Genomic DNA, 15,847 nt, shown 5'->3' with positions numbered 1-15,847 from the left:
CAATCACCATCGAGCCCACACCGCGATTGGGGGACTCTCACCAGCAGACCGCGTTCACAACCTCACCGGGAAGTACACCTAGAGGTCGAGCCGCTGCCGCCTGGGCCGCAGCACTCCCGGATCCGCGTCCGACAGCTCACCGGCATGAGCCGGGCCGCGGCGCTCGTGCAGCGCGACCGCGTCATCGCTCAGGTGCCGCGCCTCGGCCTCTTCGTCCTCGGAGACCGTGTCGACGATCCACGAGGCCTGCGTCGCGGTCACCGAACCGATGAGGGCGATGCCGCAGATCATGAGCCCGACGGCGATGATCCGGCCGAGCGCGGTGATCGGGAAGTGATCGCCGTAGCCGACCGTCGTGATCGTCACGACAGCCCACCACAGCGCATCGCCGAAGCTTGTGATGTGGGCGCCCGGTCAGTTCTCGGCGTCGAGGACGGCGAGTGCTGCGACGAAGACGAGCACGACCGAGGCGGTGCAGATGTAGAGGGTGACCTTACCGCGCAGGCGCGCACCGGCGGTGCGGTGGATGAATCGGATGAGCGTGGTGAGACGCAACAGATACAGCGGCCTGAGGAACGGGAAGATCACGAGGGCGAGTTCGTGCAGGTGGGTCCAGAGCCACAGGAAGCGGCGGGACACGAGGATGAAGCTGACGATGTAGTCGATGGCGAAGACGACCCAGAGGGCGAGCATGAGGCGCTGAGGCCACATGATCTCCGAGGGCCGCAGGTTGCCGATGACGACGTAGGCGTAGGCGCCCAGAAAGATGACAGCGGCGATCGCCATCGGCCATTCGGTCAGCTGCTGCCACCGCTGGTAACGACTCGGCGGCACCGCGGTGTGACGCGTCTGTGTGGTGTTCCTCGCCTCGCTCATCCTGATGTCAGTGTCGCATATGCGCAGGGGCGCGGGGCGGTGCGTGCCGCCTGACGGCGGCCGTGTCGGCTATTGCTGCGCGCCGGCCATGAGCCGCGTCTCGGCAGGTTCGACGGTCTCTGAGGTCGCCGGTGCCGGCGCCGAGGCGGGGGTCGCCGGGGCGGGGGTCGCCGGGGCGGGGGTCGCCGGGACTCCAAGCGGCTGGGATTCGACGCGCACCGGGCGTGGTGTGAGACGGCTCGTGAGGGCTGCGATGAGGAAGATGATGCCGAAGAGTGTTGCCATGATGCCGAGCAGGGTGGCGGTCATCGTCAGGTGGTGGGTGAGTCCGGCGGGCGTTCGCAGCTCCCCAGAGGTGAAGGCGAACATCCAGAGGACGGCGCAGGCGGGGGCGGCCACGAGAAGGAACCGGATGATGAGCTCTTTGAGCATCGTGCTTCTTTCGGCTTCGGCAGGTTCGCAGTTGTGCATGGGAGTCAGTGGGCCTGGTGCGGCGTTTCGCATGCCGCTTCAGTGACAAGGCTAGCTGAGTGAACGCTGCGAATCAGCCGGTGTTATCGTCTCGTGCCGCACATGACGGGATTGAGACATACCCTCAACGCTCCGCCGCTGGCAGGAGGACTGAGTGTGGCGTGCGCAACTTCTCCGCTCGGCCGACGTTACCGAATTGTGATGCCGCGCTGGGCCCTCTCGTTACGGATGAACTGTGTCGCGGCTCTCACGCCGGCGAATGTCCTCGGTTTCGAGCTGGAACGTCGTGTGCTCGATCGAGACCTCGAAGTCCTCCGCGATGCAGCGGCGCAACCCGTCGAGGATCTCGATCGCATGGCCGTCGCTGAAGCAGGAGTCGTCGAGCACGACATGAGCGCTGAGTGTCGGCAGCCCGGAGGCGACGGTCGAGGCGTGCAGGTCGTGGACGTCGATGACGTGATCGACGGCGAGCATGTGGCGGCGGACCTCATCGAGGTCGAGGCCTGCCGGGGTGAAGTCCATGAGGATCCGGACGGCATCGCGCAGCAGGATGACCGCGCGCGGGATGATGAGGGCGGCGATGAGGAAGGCCGCCAGCGTGTCGGCACGGGTGTAGCCGGTGGTGAGGATGAGGATCGCCGAGACCATGACCGCCAGCGTGCCGAGGGCGTCGACGAGGACTTCGAGGAACGCCGCCCGCATGTTCAGGCTCGTGTTCCGCCCGGCTGCCAGGGCGAGCATCGCTGCGACGTTGAGGACCAGACTGAGTGCGGCGACGATGAGCAGTGGGCCGGCGGCCACCTCGGGCGGGGCGGCCCAGCGGCGGATGCCGTCGATGATCGCGTAGATGCTCACCCCGAGCAGCAGCAGGCCCTGGGCGAGTGCAGCGAGGCTCTCAAGCCGCCGGTAGCCCCATGTACGCTCGTTCGACGGCGGGCGGGCGATGAGGGTGACGGCGACAACGGCGATGAGCAGGCCGGAGGAGTCGACGAAGGAGTGGACGAGGTCGACGAGCAGGGCGAGGCTGCCCGACAGCCAGGCGCCGATGAGCTGGACGACGACGATGGAGGCGACGAGGCTGAAGGCGATGAGCAGCCGGCGGCGCATGCCCGGTGAGTGCGCGGCTTCGGCGGCGCTGGGTCCGTGGCTGTGACTGTGGTGTGCTCCCATGGTCTCCTCCTCTCCTGGTGCTGTGGTCGGCTGTCGGTTCAGCCGGCGACCGGCTGGTGCGGCTTTGACGCGTGCAGGTGCTGGCAGAGCACCGCGTGGGCGCCGGTGGCGGTCAGTACGCGTTCGGCTGCGGTGATGAGCCCGCGCAGCAGCTCGGGTTCAGCCAGTGCGTACCAGGTGGCGCGGCCTTCGGGCCGGGCGGTGAGCAGCCGGCATTCGTGCAGGAAGGCGATGTGCTTGCTCACCGTCGACTGCGCCAGGCCCATGTGCGCCACAAGGTCGCGCACCCGATGCGGGCCGGAGGCCAGGTGCTGGACGATCGCCAGGCGCGTCGGCTCGGCCAGCGCCTGGAACAGGTGGGCGTACGCGGTCGTGGCCGCTTCGTTAATCGGTGTCACATCAGCTTTCATCGCCATAGAACGATGCTATCACCCGATGGTGATGCCGCTTTCGTCCGGGCGCCGCTCTGCCTGGGACGGCTTCTGGGCCGTTCATCCTGGTTCGCCCCGGGTCTGGTAGAGGCTCTGATCCCACGGGCGGATGAGGAGCATGGCAGCACCGAGGAAGTACAGCGTTGAGCTCCAGGCGCGGGCCACGCGGACGGCCTCGGGCACCAGGAAGGGCTGACCGCAGCGGGCCAGCCCGAACCCTTCACCGAGGACTTCTTCGACCCCGACCGCGATTGGAGGCCCAACAGCCGCGATTCCCAGTTCGCCGACGGCGCGCAGCCTGTCTTGTGTCAGGACATAGTTGACACCAATTGCGTATGGAACGCCTCGATGATCGTTGACAGGTGAGTCGATACATCGTTGACACTTCTACGGGAGTGATAATTGACAGGTGAGTCGGGACATCGTTGACATGACTCCGGTCCAGAGCCGGTATGCCGGATCCGCGCTGGTTGCAGCCGTGAATGCGTCGCAGACGATTCCGTCTTCGCCCGGTGCGTGTTCGCTCCTTCGGGCCTGACAAGACACGGTGGAGCGCCCTGCTGCTGGAGTTCAGATTCCTGCGGAAGCTCGCGACGCGAGGTGAACCCTCAGACGACCGTCCCGGCCGCTGAATCACGAAGGCCCGGAATCAAAAAGACTCCGGGCCTTCTGTCGCCGATGTCAAGACTCATCTGTCAACGATGTCCCGACTCAGGACATTGGTGCCCCCAGTGGGACTCGAACCCACACTGAATCGATTTTAAGTCGACTGCCTCTGCCGATTGGGCTATAGGGGCGACGGCTGACAGTCTAACCGAGTCAGCGCCGCCCAACGCCCTCCGCCCCCAGCGTGTATCCCCTGCGCACTGCCATCACCTTCCCCGCGAGCCTGTGCCCTCGATTCGATCCTAGCCGCAGCCCCACCACCTCGGACGCGGAGGAGCACAGGTGCAGACAGCTGCAGACGAAAACACTCGTGGGGACCCCAATGGGATCCCCACGAGTGCTGACGTCAGCTCAGGTGAGCGTCATGGTCAGGCCTTGGCCGGCTCCTTCTTGGGAGCGGGCTTCGAGTGTGCAGCGTCGACGAACGACTTGCGCGGCACATCGAGGTCCTTGAGCGGCATGACGTCGCGGCCGAGGACGAAGTTGAGCGCCCAGTTGCCGAACACCCGGACCTTGCGGTCGATGGTCGGGATGGCGTAGCCGTGGTAGCCGCGGTGCATGAGCCAGGCGAGCACGCCGCGGGCTTCGAAGTCGCCCATCTGCGAGACACCCTGGTACAGGCCCAGACCGGCGACCGAGCCGATGGTCTTGTGGAAGTACTGGCGGAACTCGGTCTCACCGCGCAGCGCGGCGAGCACATTGGCGGCCAGCACCGGGGCCTGGCGCACAGCGTGCTGCGCGTTAGGCACGCAGTAGCCGCCCACGCCACCACCGGAGAGGTCGGGCACTGCGGCGTTGTCGCCTGCTGCCCAGGCGCCTTCGACAACACCCTCATCGCCTTCGACGCGCAGGTCGGCGCGCACGGTCACGCGGCCGCGCTCATCAAGCGGCAGGTCGGAGTCGACGAGCAGCGGGTTGGCCTTGACGCCGGCGCTCCACACGACGGTGTCGCAGTCGAACTCTTCGCCGTTGGACAGCTGGATGTGCTTATTGGTGCAGTCCTGCAGGAAGGTCTCGAGGTAGACGTCGATGCCGCGCTCGCGCATGTGCTCGACGACCCAGCGGGCCTGTGCCTCGCCGACCTCAGGCATGACGCGGCCCATCGCCTCGACGAGGACGAAGCGCAGATCGGCTTCGGTCAGCGTCTCGTACTGGGCGACGGCCGCGCGGGCGAGGTCCTCGAGTTCGGTGAGGATCTCGATGCCGGCGAAGCCGCCGCCGACGAAGACGAAGGTGAGCAGCCGGCGGCGCTCTTCGTCGTCTTCGAGCAGGGAGGCCTCGGAGATGTTGTTGAGCACGTGATCGCGCAGGGCGACGGCCTCTTCGATCCGCTTGAGCCCGATGGCCTCTTCGGCCAGACCCGGGATCGGAAGGGTGCGGGCCACCGAGCCTGCGGCGAGGATGATCTGGTCGTAGTCGAGCTCGAAGGGCTCATCGCCTTCGGGTTCGACGGTGACGAACTTGTCGGAGTGGTTGATCGACCGGACGTAGCCGGTGACGACCTCCGCGCCTTTGAGGTTGCGGCGCAGCGGCACGACGGCGTGACGCGGCTCGATCGAGCCGGCTGCCACCTCGGGCAGGAACGGCTGATAGGTCATGTAGGGGTTGGGGTCGACGACAGTGACCGTCGCTTCGCCGCGACCCAGGTTCTTCAGCAGATTCTGGGCGGTGACGAGGCCGAGGTAGCCGCCTCCGACGATGAGAATACGAGGACGCAGTTTGCTGTTTCGAATCAGTGCCATGACCCCATACTAGCGACCGCCCCAAGGTTTGTGAAAACTTTCACTTTCACTCCGGGGGTGCTGGCGGATCCGCATCAGACCGCGGTGTGCGCCGCATCCGGGCGATCCCGGCGGCGATGAGCCCACCACCTGCCAGGCCCCCGATGATGAGCACGGCCGGGCCCGCCGCCGAGGCGGTGGCCGGTGTGACCTGCGCCTGGCCTTCGCGGGAGGTTTCCTTGCCGGAATCGTCCCCGGGTTCGGCCTGCTCGGAGGTCGCCGGTGCCCGGCGGTGCATCGTCACCCAGTCGGCGAGCTGCTGCCTGGCCTGCGGGACGTCTGCGGGCACCTCGGCGTTGAGCGCTGCGAGAGGAGCGAGGCGGCCGTGGCCGACGACCGGGTCGGGTTGCCCGGGAGTCGTCACGCCTGTGTGCCCGTCGACAGGGGTGGCTGTGGTGTAGAGCTTGGCGACGACCTCATCGGCGGACAGGTCCGGGTCGTCGCTGCGGATGAGGGCTGCGACTCCGGCGACGACCGGGGCTGCGAAGGAGCAGCCGTCGCCGGTGCCGTATTCGCCGCCGGGCAGCGGGACGGGGATGTCCTCGGCTGGTCCCATGAGATCGACGGCAATGCCGGGGGCTGTCGATTCGGCGCGCACCTGCCCGTTGGCGCCCAGTCCCCCGACCCCGACGACGCCGGGCACGGTCGAGGGCGCCCAGGCCTTGCGCGCACCCTGGGAGCGGTTGCCGACACAGGCGATGACGACGACGTCGTGCTCGAATGCATACGCGAAGGCCTCGTCCCAGTCGGGATCCCAGGTCGGGTCGTCCCAGCCGAGGGACATGTTGACGACATCCGCGCCCTCGTCGACGGCCCAGCGCAGCGCGGCTGCGGCCTGCTGCCGGGATGGTGGAGAGCTCTCCGGCCGGTTGCTGCCCAGCCACATCGAGGCGGAGAGGAGGTCGGCGTCCGGAGCCACGCCCATCGGCCCTGGCCCGGAACCGTTGCCGGCGATCACGCCTGCGACGGCGGTGCCGTGGTGGATGATCGACCCGTCGCCGAGAGGGGTGGTGCCGTCCGCACCGGTTTCGGAGAAGTCCTTGGCCTTGACGACGGTGTCGGTGAGGTTCTCGTGCGTGGCTTCGACGCCGGAGTCGATGACGGCGACCGTCGTGCCCTTCCCGGTCGTCGTCTGCCACATCTCGTCGATGCCGTAGTCGTCGATGAACCATTGGCCGGGTCCTGCCTCGGGTTCGGCCGCGCTGGCCGGGCCCGAGGTGAGGGTCGCCTCGGCCAGTGCCGCACCGGTGGCCAGCGCGAGAGCCGCGGCACCGGCGGCGAGCTTCTGCCCGGCAGCCCCTCCAGCCCAGGCAGCCCTGACTCCCCGGGCACGCGGGTGGCCCGTGGCGTCTCGGTCGACGGTGGTCATGACAGCTACCTTCAGGTGCCGGCTCGCTGGATGAGGCCGATAGCGATGCCGTCGAGAATGTCGGTCTCGCTTGCAAAGATCGCCGGAGGCTGCTGGGCATCGGCGGTGATGCGGGCGATGAGCGTGGCGAAGATGAGCGCCCCGGAACCGATGACGTCGACGCGGCCGGGGTGCATGAACGACAGTGCGGCCCGCTCCGCTCGCGGCATGTGCAGCAGATTCTGGCAGGTGGCCCGCAGCTCCTCGGGTTCCAGCCGGGCGGCGTGGATCGCCTCGGGCTCATAGGCTTCGAGTCCGAGCAGCGCGGCGGTGACGGTGGTGATCGTGCCGGCGACACCGATGACGGTGCGCACACCGGAGACGTCGACATCGGTGCGGGCGGCATCGTAGGCGGCGTCGATGTCGCTGATGGTCGCGGTGATCTCAGCCTCGGTCGGCGGATCGGAATGCAGGTGCCGTTCGGTCAGGCGCACGCACCCGATGTCCATGCTGTGCGCCCCGGTCAGCTCAGCCCCGGCGGGCCCGACTGCCCCGGTGACGAGTTCGGTGGAGCCGCCGCCGAGATCCATGACGAGGAACGGGCCGGCCGGTGCCGGGTCGGCGGCCGCCTGCACGCCGACAGTCGCGCCGGTGAAGGACAGCTGCGCTTCTTCGATGCCGGTGATGACCTCAGCCTCGACGCCGAGGCGCTCCCGGACACCGGCGAAGAACTCCGCGCGGTTGGCCGCATCCCGGCTGGCAGACGTCGCAACGAAGCGCACATGTTCAGGTGAATGCGCGCGGATCAGCTCGGCGTACTCCTCGCAGGCGGCGAAGGTGCGCTCCAGGGCTTCGTCGGCGAACCGGCCGGTGGCATCGACGCCCTGGCCGAGGCGCACGATGCGCATCTCGCGTACGACATCGCGCACCTGCAGCGGCCCGCCGTCAGCGGGTGCGGTGATGTCGGCAATGAGGAGGCGGATGGAGTTCGTTCCACAGTCGAAGGCAGCAGCTCGGGTCATGCCACCCAGCTTAGACGCCGCAGGGGAGCTTGCCGGTTCAGGTGACTCACACCTCGGCGACGGGCGGCACCCCGTCCATCATCGACAGGGCGAGATCGCCGACCGGGTTGACGCCGGGCCCAGCGGCCAGGGCGTGGCCGACGAGCGCGTGGAGGCACTTGATGCGGGTGGGCATGCCGCCGGCGGAGAAGTCGTCGATCTCCGGCACCTCGCCGACGCCAGCGTCGATGCCGATCTGCCGGCGGGCGGCCAGGTAGGCGGCATGCGCTGTACGGTAGGCGGCCTGCATATCCTCGTCGGCGGCGAGCTGTTCGCTCATCTGCGCCATCACACCGGCGGCTTCGAGCCGGGAGCATTCGGTGACGTAGTCCGGGTGGGTGAGGTAGAAGGTGGTGGGGAACGGCGTGCCGTCCTCCAGCCGGGGCGCGGTCGCGACGACGAGCGGCTCACCGGTCTTCGAGCGGGCGGCGACGCCGACGACGCCGCGCGGGATCCGGCCGAGCTGGGCGCGGATCGTCTCGAAGTCCGCTGGGGTGCATTCGGTGATCATGGGCTCTCTTCTGTTGCGAAACCGACGGCCTTGAGAGAATCTACCAGCTCGATGTACCACGGCTGCTTGCGCACAGTGCGCTTCTCCCCTGCCCCGGCGGCCGCGGTCTTGGCAGCGGCCTCCTCGCCGGTGTCGTCGATGACGATGTAGACCTCTTCCCCGTCCTTGGCGTAGTGGTAGTCCTCACGGGCGCGCTGGGCGAGGTAGTCGGGATCCTTGAGCTGCTCCTGGCGCTCCTTGAGGTCGGCGACCTCCTGCTCGGTGACTTCGATGTCGCGCTCCAACGCGGCGATCTGCTGGTATTGGGCGATCCCGGTCGAGATCGACGGCAGGAACATCGTCAGCAGCATCGCGGCGATGACGCCGAGGATGATGGTGCGTGCCGGCAGACGGCGCCCGGCCGCGGTCGCGTCGATGTCGGTGCCTGAGAGGTCGACGACCGGCTGGGCCCTGCGCGTGCGGGCAGCAGGCGCCTGGGCCTTGGCGGATTTCGGCTTGCGGGAGGCAGCGGACTTCCGCTTGGCAGCCAGGGCGCGGCGCTGTGCTGCAGATGACGTCGGAGCCATTGCCACCTCATGAGCTGATCAGGGGGAAGAAAGGTGTGTGGCATCAAGTCTGCCTGGCCTTGCAGCCGACAGCCCTCATTTGGTGCGGCGTGTTCGCACGGACAGTTGCGAGATGCGCATATGCGCACCCCCGCCGCCGCCCCACGACCCGCGGCTCGCGCCCCACAACCCACGCCTCGCGCCCCACGCACGAGGTGGGGTGCACACGCTGTCGTGCACCCCACCTCGGGAGCGGGTCGCCTCAGCCGCGCACACCCGCGGCGGGCCGCGGCTGGGAGTGCGGCCGGTGGCCGGCCGGTGTCAGTCGCGGAAGCGCGGGAAGGCCGAGCGTCCGGCGTAGCGGGCGGCGTCAGCGAGCTGCTCTTCGATGCGCAGCAGCTGGTTGTACTTCGCCACGCGCTCCGAGCGGGCCGGGGCGCCGGTCTTGATCTGGCCGGCCTGGGTGGCCACGGCCAGGTCGGCGATCGTGGTGTCCTCGGTCTCACCGGAGCGGTGGGAGATCATGCAGGTGTAGCGGTTGGTCTGGGCGAGCATGACCGCATCGAAGGTCTCGGTCAGCGAGCCGATCTGGTTGACCTTGACGAGCAGCGAGTTCGCGGCACCGGATTCGATGCCGCGGCGCAGCCGCTCGGGGTTGGTGACGAACAGGTCGTCGCCGACGATCTGGACCTTCTCACCGAGTTCGCGGGTGAGCTCGATCCAGCCGTCCCAGTCGTTCTCATCCAGCGGATCCTCGATGGACACGAGCGGGTAGCGCTCGACGAGGTCGGCGTAGTAGGCGGTCATGTCGGCGGCGGTCTTCTTCTCGCCTTCGAACTGGTAGGCGCCGTCCTTGAAGAACTCGCTGGAGGCGACGTCGAGGGCGAGCGCGATGTCCTTGCCGGGCTTGCGGCCGGCCTTCTCGATGGCCTCGATGATGAGGTCGAGGGCCTCGGAGTTCGACTCCAGGTTCGGGGCGAAGCCGCCCTCATCTCCCAGGCCGGTGGACAGGCCGCGATCCTTGAGCACAGCCTTGAGCGCGTGGTAGACCTCGGTGCCCCACTGCAGGGCTTCGCGGAAGCTGGCAGCCCCGATCGGGGCGATCATGAATTCCTGGATGTCGACGTTCGAGTCGGCATGCGAGCCGCCGTTGAGGATGTTCATCATCGGCACCGGCATGATGTGGGCGTTCGGGCCGCCGAGGTAGCGGTACAGCGGCAGGTCCGCGGACTGGGCGGCGGCGCGGGCGACCGCAAGTGAGACACCGAGGATGGCGTTGGCGCCGACCCGGGACTTGTTGTCGGTGCCGTCGGTGTCGATCATCGCCTGGTCGATGAGGCGCTGCTCTTCGGCTTCGAAGCCGGCGATGGCGTTGTTGAGATCGTCGAGCACGGCATCGACGGCCTGCTGGACGCCCTTGCCGAGGTAGCGCTCGGGGTCGGAGTCGCGCAGCTCGACGGCTTCGAACTCGCCGGTCGAGGCACCCGAGGGCACGCCGGCGCGTCCGACGGCTCCGTCTTCGAGCAGCACCTCGACCTCGACGGTCGGGTTGCCGCGGGAGTCGAGGATCTCGCGGGCATTGGCAGCAATGATTTCAGCCACTGTGGTCTCCTTCAAGCCTGATGCATCGGCTGTGGGGCGGGAACGGGGTCTACGCGAATCAGCTTAGTCGACACGCGCGGGGCGAACGAGACCGGCGCGCAGCTCGTCGACCGCCTCGGGGTTCATGCCGTGGGTGCGCAGGTAGCCGGCTACTCCCCCGTACTCGTCGTCGAGCCGATCGAGCACTGCGGTGATGAGTCCGGCTGGTGCCTGGGTGGCGGTCTTCGAGATGTCGGCGACGATCCCGGCCTGGGCGAACTTCGCGCCGAGGGCTGCGACGAATTCGGCGCCGAGGTAGCGTTCGGTCATCGTGTAGTCGGTCACGACGTACTCGCGGTCGACGTCGAGCAGGCTGAGCACGAAGGCTGAGAGCACGCCGGTGCGGTCCTTGCCGGCTGAGCAGTGGATGAGCACCGGGGTGCGCACGCGTGAGGCGATCGTCTCGACACCGGCGGCAAGGCGAGGCCCGAATTCGTCGATCATCGTCTGGTAGATCGTCGGCAGGGTGTGATCGGGCAGTTCGACGCGCGCGGCGTTCGGGTCGAGCGGATAGTAGCGGTTGTCGAAGACCGGCAGTGAGATGTGCTCGACGTCGAGCCCGTCGAGGGCATCGGGGGCGCGGTGGGATTCGCGCTCTTCGCGCAGGTCGATGACGGTGCGCAGGTTCAGCTCCCGCAGCGCTGCCCGGGATGTGTCGGTGAGGTTGTGCAGGCCGTCGGAACGGTACAGCAGCCCGCGGGCAACAGTGCCGCGGCTGGTCGGCCAGCCTCCGATGTCGCGGAAGTTGAACGTGCCCGGGATCGGAATCCGCTCAGCGACGTGCATCTGCTGTGTCATCTCCACCCTCCACGGCCTGCCTGCGGGCCTGCTCGACGGCTGCGTCCTCCACTTCGGAGGTTACCCGACGCAGCGCGGCCTCGGCGTCGAGGCCCTGCGCGTGGGCCTGGCTCACGAGCGCGAAGAGCGCCCGGCCGAGTTCGGCTTCCGCTCCCGAGGCGGTGGGCGCCTGGCCTGGCATGGTGTCCGGACCCGAGGTGTCCGGGCCAGTGGTGTCGGGGCCCGAGGTGTCCGGCTGGTCGAGTGCGAGGCGTTCGATTCGGCCGAGCACCGCCTGGGCGCGGGTGAGGGCGGGGACGCTGGCGGGCAGAGAGTCGAACGAGGCGCGGGCGGCGGCCGCGGCCTGCCGACCAGCGGCGTGCTCCCCAGCGGGATCGGGGTCGGGTGCCAGCTGCCGGGTGGCTGCGCGTTCGGCCGTCTTGATCGCTTCGTAACGGCGTTCGACTTCGTCGATGTCGACTGGCGCAGTCGAGTCGAAGACGTGCGGGTGGCGGCGGATGATCTTCTCTGTCAGCCGTGCATCGACGCGCCGGATCGCCGCTGGCGTCAGGGCTTCACCGGGCAGATCCTCGTGGTCGCGCATCGAGGCGAGTGCCTGCCCGCCGGCGGCCTGCCGGTCGAGCATGGCCGCGTGGAAGAGCACCTGGTAGAGCACGTCGCCGAGCTCGACCTCCACCTCGGCGGCGGTGCGCTCATCCGGGTCAGCGGCGTAGTCGTCAAGCGCGCCGATGAGCTCATGGGTCTCCTCGATGAGGTGCTTCTGCAGCCCGGTGTGGGTCTGGGCGGCACCCCACGGGCAGCGCGCCAGCAGGTAGGCGACGGCCTCAGCCGCCGTCATGCCGGTGGTGTCCGGACGCTGCCAGCGCGGAGTGCTCATGCGTTCGTCTCCACCTTTGCACCGGCCTTCTTCCCTGCACCGGCCTTCTCCTCTGACCCGGCCTTCTCTGCCGACCCGGCCTCCGCCTCGGGAGCGGGCAGGATCGCATCGAGGAACTGGTGCACCCAGTCGATGAGCTCCCGGTCGACGAGGTCCTGCTTGTCGAACCCGACCCCGGACTGCGGCTTGGGCACCTGGATCGCCCGCAGCGCCGGCTTGATGAGCGACTTCGGGTACAGCCGCTTGAGACGCACAATCTGCGAATCGGCAAGCTCGACTGGCGCGAAGCGGATCGTGTTGCCCACCGACAGGATCTCCTGCACGCCGGAGGCACGGGCGCGGATGCGCAGACGGGCGATCTCGGCGAGCACCTCGACCGCCTCGGGGTAGGGACCATAACGGTCGGTGAGCTCGGCGAGCACCTCGGCGATCTCGGCATCATCGGTGGCCGCGGCGAGCTTGCGATAGGCCTCCAGCCGCAGCCGCTCATGCTCGACGTAGTCGGTCGGCAGGTGCGCGTCGATCGGCAGCTCGATGCGCATCTCCGCGACCTCCTCCTCGCCTTCGCCGCGGAAGTTCGCCACCGCCTCGCCGACGAGGCGGACGTAGAGGTCGAAGCCGACGCCTTCGATGTGCCCGGACTGCTGGCCGCCGAGCAGATTGCCGGCCCCGCGGATCTCCAGGTCCTTCATCGCCACCTGCATGCCCGCGCCGAGCTCGGTGTGGGCGGCGACGGTCTGCAGCCGGTCGTGGGCGGTCTCGGTCAGCGTCATGTCGGCCGGATAGAGGAAGTAGGCGTAGGCGCGCTCGCGCGAGCGGCCGACCCGCCCGCGCAGCTGGTGCAGCTGGGACAGGCCCATCCGGTCAGCACGGTCGACGATGAGGGTGTTGGCGTTCGAGATGTCGATGCCGGTCTCGACGATCGTCGTGCACACGAGCACGTCGTAGCGCTTCTCCCAGAAGTCGACGATGACCTGCTCGAGGCGCTGTTCGCTCATCTTGCCGTGGGCGACGGCGATGCGCGCCTCCGGGACGAGCTCGGCTAGGTGGGCGGCGGTCTTCTCGATGTCCTGGGTGCGGTTGTGGATGAAGAAGACCTGGCCTTCGCGCAGCAGCTCACGGCGGATCGCCGCAGTCACCTGCCGGTCCTCGTACCTGCCGACGTAGGTGAGCACCGGGTGGCGGTCCTCCGGCGGGGTCGCCAGGGTCGACATCTCGCGGATCCCGGTCACCGCCATCTCCAGGGTGCGCGGAATCGGGGTGGCCGACATCGCGAGCACGTCGACATTGGTGCGCAGCGCCTTGAGCGTCTCCTTGTGCTCAACGCCGAAGCGCTGCTCCTCGTCGATGATGACGAGCCCGAGGTTCTTGAACTGCACCTCACCGGAGAGCAGCCGGTGGGTGCCGATGACGAGGTCGAGGCTGCCGTCCTTGAGGTCGTTCTTCGTCTTCTCCGAATCGGCTGGGGTCTGGAAGCGGGAGAGCTTGCCGACGGTGACGGGGAAGCCGGAGTAGCGTTCGGAGAAGGTGTCGAAGTGCTGCTGGACGAGCAGGGTCGTCGGTACGAGCACGGCGACCTGCTTGCCGTCCTGGATCGCCTTGAACGCTGCACGCACCGCCACCTCGGTCTTGCCGTAGCCCACATCACCGCAGATGAGCCGGTCCATGGGGATCGGCTTCTCCATATCGGCTTTGACTTCGTCGATGGTGGTGAGCTGGTCGGGGGTCTCCATGTAGTGGAAGGCGTCTTCGAGCTCACGCTGCCACGGGGTGTCCGGGCCGAAGGCGTGCCCGGAGGAGGCGCGGCGGGCCGAGTACAGGTGGATGAGCTCGCGGGCGATCTCCTTGACCGCTTTGCGGGCCTTGGACTTCGTCTTCGCCCAGTCCGAACCGCCCATCTTGTTCACCGACGGTGATTCCCCGCCGACGTACCGGGTGACCTGGTCGAGGGAGTCAGAGGGCACGTAGAGGCGGTCGCCGGGCTGGCCGCGCTTGGAGGGCGCGTATTCGATGACGAGGTACTCGCGGGTGTGGGCCTGCGGCCCGCGGCCCATCGTGCGGGCGACCATCTCGACGAACCGGCCCACACCGTGCTGTTCGTGGACGACGTAGTCGCCGGGTTTGAGGTCGAGGGGGTCGACCTGGTGGCGCCGGCGGCGGGCCGGCAGCCGGCGCATGTCGCGGGTCGAGGTGGCTGCGGCCCGGCCGAGCACATCGGCCTCGGTGAGGACGGCGAGCGTCATCTCGTCGATGACGAACCCGCCGAAGTCCGCGGCCGTCGTCACGGTCACCGCGCCCGAGGTGGTGGGCTCGGTGAGATCGTCGACGAACCGGGCCGGCACATCGGCTTCGGAGAACACCTCGACCATCCGCTCACCGGGCCCGCGGCCTTCCGTGAGGACCAAGACGTCCCAGCTGTCGTGGACGAGGGCGCGCACATCGGTGAGGATCGCTTCGACGTCGCCGGCGTAGCCGCGCGGCTGCCGACCTGGCACCTCGAGCACGGTCTCACCGGTGGACTCGGCCAGTTCGGCATCGCGGGCGAATCCGCCGATCTCCCACCACGGCAGGCTGCGCGCAGCGGCGGCCTCGCGGGTCTCCTCCAGGGTGCGGAAGCTGGCAGGCGACAGGTCGATCGGCACCTTCCCGCCTGCAGCGGCAGACGTCCACGCGGCGGCGAGGAACTCCTCGGTCGTGGCGACGAGGTCCTCAGCCCGGGCGGCGACCTTCTCGGGGGCGGTCACGAGGATCCGGGTGCCGGCCGGCAGGGTGTCGACGAAGGTCTCCATCTCTCCGGCGAGCACCGGGGCGAGGGATTCCATGCCTTCGACAGCGACGCCGTCGGCGATCTTCTCGAGCATCTCGGCGGCCTGCGGCAGCTGTGGGATGAGGGTGCGGGCGCGTGCGCGGACGTCGGCGGTGAGCAGCACTTCGCGGCACGGCGGGGCCCACAGGGTGTAGACGGCGTCGTCAACAGTGGGCAGGGAGCGCTGGTCGGCGACGGAGAACGGGCGGATCTCGTCGACCTCGTCGCCGAAGAACTCGATGCGCAGCGCCTGGTCGTCCGTCGGCGGGAAGATGTCGAGGATGCCGCCGCGCACCGCGTACTCACCGCGCCGGGAGACCATGTCGACGCGTGAATAGGCGAGGTCGGAGAGCTGTTCGGCGAGGTCGGCGATTTCGACTTCGTCACCGACTTTCAGCTGCACGGGTTCGAGGTCGCCGAGCCCTGTGACAAGCGGCTGCAGCAGCGCCCGGATCGGTGCGATGACGACGCTCAGCGGTGAATCGCCGGGGTGGCTGAGGCGGCGCAGCACCGACAGTCGGCGCCCGACGGTGTCCGAGCGCGGGGACAGCTTCTCGTGCGGCAGCGTCTCCCAGCTGGGGAACACCGCCACAGAGCTGACCGGCAGGTAGTCGGCGAGCGCGCGTTCGAGGTGGTCGGCCTCCCGGCCGGTGGCGGTGACGGCCAGCAGCGGCCCGGCTGCGGCGGCCTCGGACATGAGCGAGGGCCACAGCCCGGTGATCGCGCTGATCGAACCGCCTGCCGCCGAGGTGTCGGCGAGCGCTGCCAGGGCAGCACTGTAGGCGGAGTTGGTTTGCAGCAGGCGGGAGATTCCGGTCACAGACACGCCGTAAAGTCTACTCGGCTTCCGTGTCCGGCGGGCCCG

The 15,847-nt window shown here is 68.5% G+C and carries 15 protein-coding genes and 1 tRNA gene; all 16 read right to left on the bottom strand.

Annotated elements, in window-relative coordinates; translation table 11 throughout:
• Window positions 1-78: 78 nt before the first annotated feature.
• Window positions 79-402: a potassium channel family protein gene (locus H9634_RS12960; protein WP_318245116.1), complete on the bottom strand. Its 324-nt coding sequence runs from the start codon at window positions 400-402 to the stop codon at window positions 79-81.
• Between the two features lie 12 nt (window positions 403-414).
• Window positions 415-876: a hypothetical protein gene (locus tag H9634_RS12955; RefSeq protein ID WP_191727198.1), complete on the bottom strand. Its 462-nt coding sequence runs from the start codon at window positions 874-876 to the stop codon at window positions 415-417.
• Window positions 877-945: 69 nt separating this feature from the next.
• Window positions 946-1,347, bottom strand: coding sequence for a hypothetical protein (locus H9634_RS12950; RefSeq protein ID WP_191727196.1), 402 nt, complete (start codon window positions 1,345-1,347; stop codon window positions 946-948).
• A gap of 222 nt (window positions 1,348-1,569) precedes the next feature.
• Window positions 1,570-2,517: a cation diffusion facilitator family transporter gene (locus H9634_RS12945; protein ID WP_191727195.1), complete on the bottom strand. Its 948-nt coding sequence runs from the start codon at window positions 2,515-2,517 to the stop codon at window positions 1,570-1,572.
• Window positions 2,518-2,555: 38 nt separating this feature from the next.
• Window positions 2,556-2,915 (bottom strand): ArsR/SmtB family transcription factor, encoded by a 360-nt coding sequence (locus tag H9634_RS12940; protein ID WP_318245115.1) that lies wholly within the window; start codon window positions 2,913-2,915, stop codon window positions 2,556-2,558.
• Window positions 2,916-3,008: 93 nt separating this feature from the next.
• Window positions 3,009-3,131: a hypothetical protein gene (locus H9634_RS14790; RefSeq protein WP_263598815.1), complete on the bottom strand. Its 123-nt coding sequence runs from the start codon at window positions 3,129-3,131 to the stop codon at window positions 3,009-3,011.
• 537 nt (window positions 3,132-3,668) lie between these two features.
• Window positions 3,669-3,745, bottom strand: a tRNA-Leu gene (locus H9634_RS12935).
• A 237-nt stretch (window positions 3,746-3,982) separates the two neighbouring features.
• Entirely contained in the window at window positions 3,983-5,356 is a 1,374-nt protein-coding gene (locus tag H9634_RS12930; protein WP_191727192.1) for an NAD(P)/FAD-dependent oxidoreductase, read from the bottom strand.
• Window positions 5,357-5,402: 46 nt separating this feature from the next.
• Window positions 5,403-6,764, bottom strand: a complete 1,362-nt coding sequence (locus H9634_RS12925) for a S8 family peptidase (protein WP_191727190.1) — start codon at window positions 6,762-6,764, stop codon at window positions 5,403-5,405.
• An 11-nt stretch (window positions 6,765-6,775) separates the two neighbouring features.
• Window positions 6,776-7,765 (bottom strand): Ppx/GppA phosphatase family protein, encoded by a 990-nt coding sequence (locus H9634_RS12920; RefSeq protein WP_191727188.1) that lies wholly within the window; start codon window positions 7,763-7,765, stop codon window positions 6,776-6,778.
• A 46-nt stretch (window positions 7,766-7,811) separates the two neighbouring features.
• A complete protein-coding gene (locus H9634_RS12915; protein WP_191727186.1) occupies window positions 7,812-8,315 on the bottom strand; it encodes a DUF501 domain-containing protein in 504 nt (167 codons plus the stop codon).
• Complete coding sequence (locus H9634_RS12910; protein ID WP_191727184.1) at window positions 8,312-8,881, bottom strand: FtsB family cell division protein; 570 nt, start codon at window positions 8,879-8,881, stop codon at window positions 8,312-8,314. Before H9634_RS12910 ends, H9634_RS12915 begins: the two co-directional genes overlap by 4 nt.
• Window positions 8,882-9,181: 300 nt before the next feature.
• Window positions 9,182-10,462, bottom strand: a complete 1,281-nt coding sequence (gene eno / locus H9634_RS12905; protein WP_191727182.1) for a phosphopyruvate hydratase — start codon at window positions 10,460-10,462, stop codon at window positions 9,182-9,184.
• A gap of 63 nt (window positions 10,463-10,525) precedes the next feature.
• A complete protein-coding gene (locus H9634_RS12900) occupies window positions 10,526-11,299 on the bottom strand; it encodes a tyrosine-protein phosphatase (protein WP_225210942.1) in 774 nt (257 codons plus the stop codon).
• A complete protein-coding gene (locus H9634_RS12895; protein ID WP_191727167.1) occupies window positions 11,274-12,176 on the bottom strand; it encodes a MazG nucleotide pyrophosphohydrolase domain-containing protein in 903 nt (300 codons plus the stop codon). The genes H9634_RS12900 and H9634_RS12895 overlap by 26 nt, the downstream gene beginning before the upstream one ends.
• Entirely contained in the window at window positions 12,173-15,808 is a 3,636-nt protein-coding gene (gene mfd, locus H9634_RS12890) for a transcription-repair coupling factor (RefSeq protein WP_191727165.1), read from the bottom strand. The genes H9634_RS12895 and mfd overlap by 4 nt, the downstream gene beginning before the upstream one ends.
• Between the last annotated feature and the right edge of the window lie 39 nt (window positions 15,809-15,847).

This window comes from Brevibacterium gallinarum (assembly GCF_014836885.1).
Lineage (GTDB): Bacteria > Actinomycetota > Actinomycetes > Actinomycetales > Brevibacteriaceae > Brevibacterium > Brevibacterium gallinarum.
This window is presented reverse-complemented; position numbering and strand designations above follow the sequence as displayed.

Excerpts from the sequence above, each read along its gene's own strand:
- H9634_RS12930 (WP_191727192.1), bottom strand. The coding sequence starts at position 5,356 with ATGGCACTGATTCGAAACAGCAAACTGCGTCCTCGTATTCTCATCGTC.
- H9634_RS12950 (WP_191727196.1), bottom strand. The coding sequence starts at position 1,347 with ATGCACAACTGCGAACCTGCCGAAGCCGAAAGAAGCACGATGCTCAAA.
- H9634_RS12915 (WP_191727186.1), bottom strand. The coding sequence starts at position 8,315 with ATGATCACCGAATGCACCCCAGCGGACTTCGAGACGATCCGCGCCCAG.
- H9634_RS12910 (WP_191727184.1), bottom strand. The coding sequence starts at position 8,881 with ATGGCTCCGACGTCATCTGCAGCACAGCGCCGCGCCCTGGCTGCCAAG.
- H9634_RS12925 (WP_191727190.1), bottom strand. The coding sequence starts at position 6,764 with ATGACCACCGTCGACCGAGACGCCACGGGCCACCCGCGTGCCCGGGGA.
- H9634_RS12895 (WP_191727167.1), bottom strand. The coding sequence starts at position 12,176 with ATGAGCACTCCGCGCTGGCAGCGTCCGGACACCACCGGCATGACGGCG.
- H9634_RS12955 (WP_191727198.1), bottom strand. The coding sequence starts at position 876 with ATGAGCGAGGCGAGGAACACCACACAGACGCGTCACACCGCGGTGCCG.
- H9634_RS12945 (WP_191727195.1), bottom strand. The coding sequence starts at position 2,517 with ATGGGAGCACACCACAGTCACAGCCACGGACCCAGCGCCGCCGAAGCC.
- H9634_RS12900 (WP_225210942.1), bottom strand. The coding sequence starts at position 11,299 with ATGACACAGCAGATGCACGTCGCTGAGCGGATTCCGATCCCGGGCACG.
- H9634_RS12920 (WP_191727188.1), bottom strand. The coding sequence starts at position 7,765 with ATGACCCGAGCTGCTGCCTTCGACTGTGGAACGAACTCCATCCGCCTC.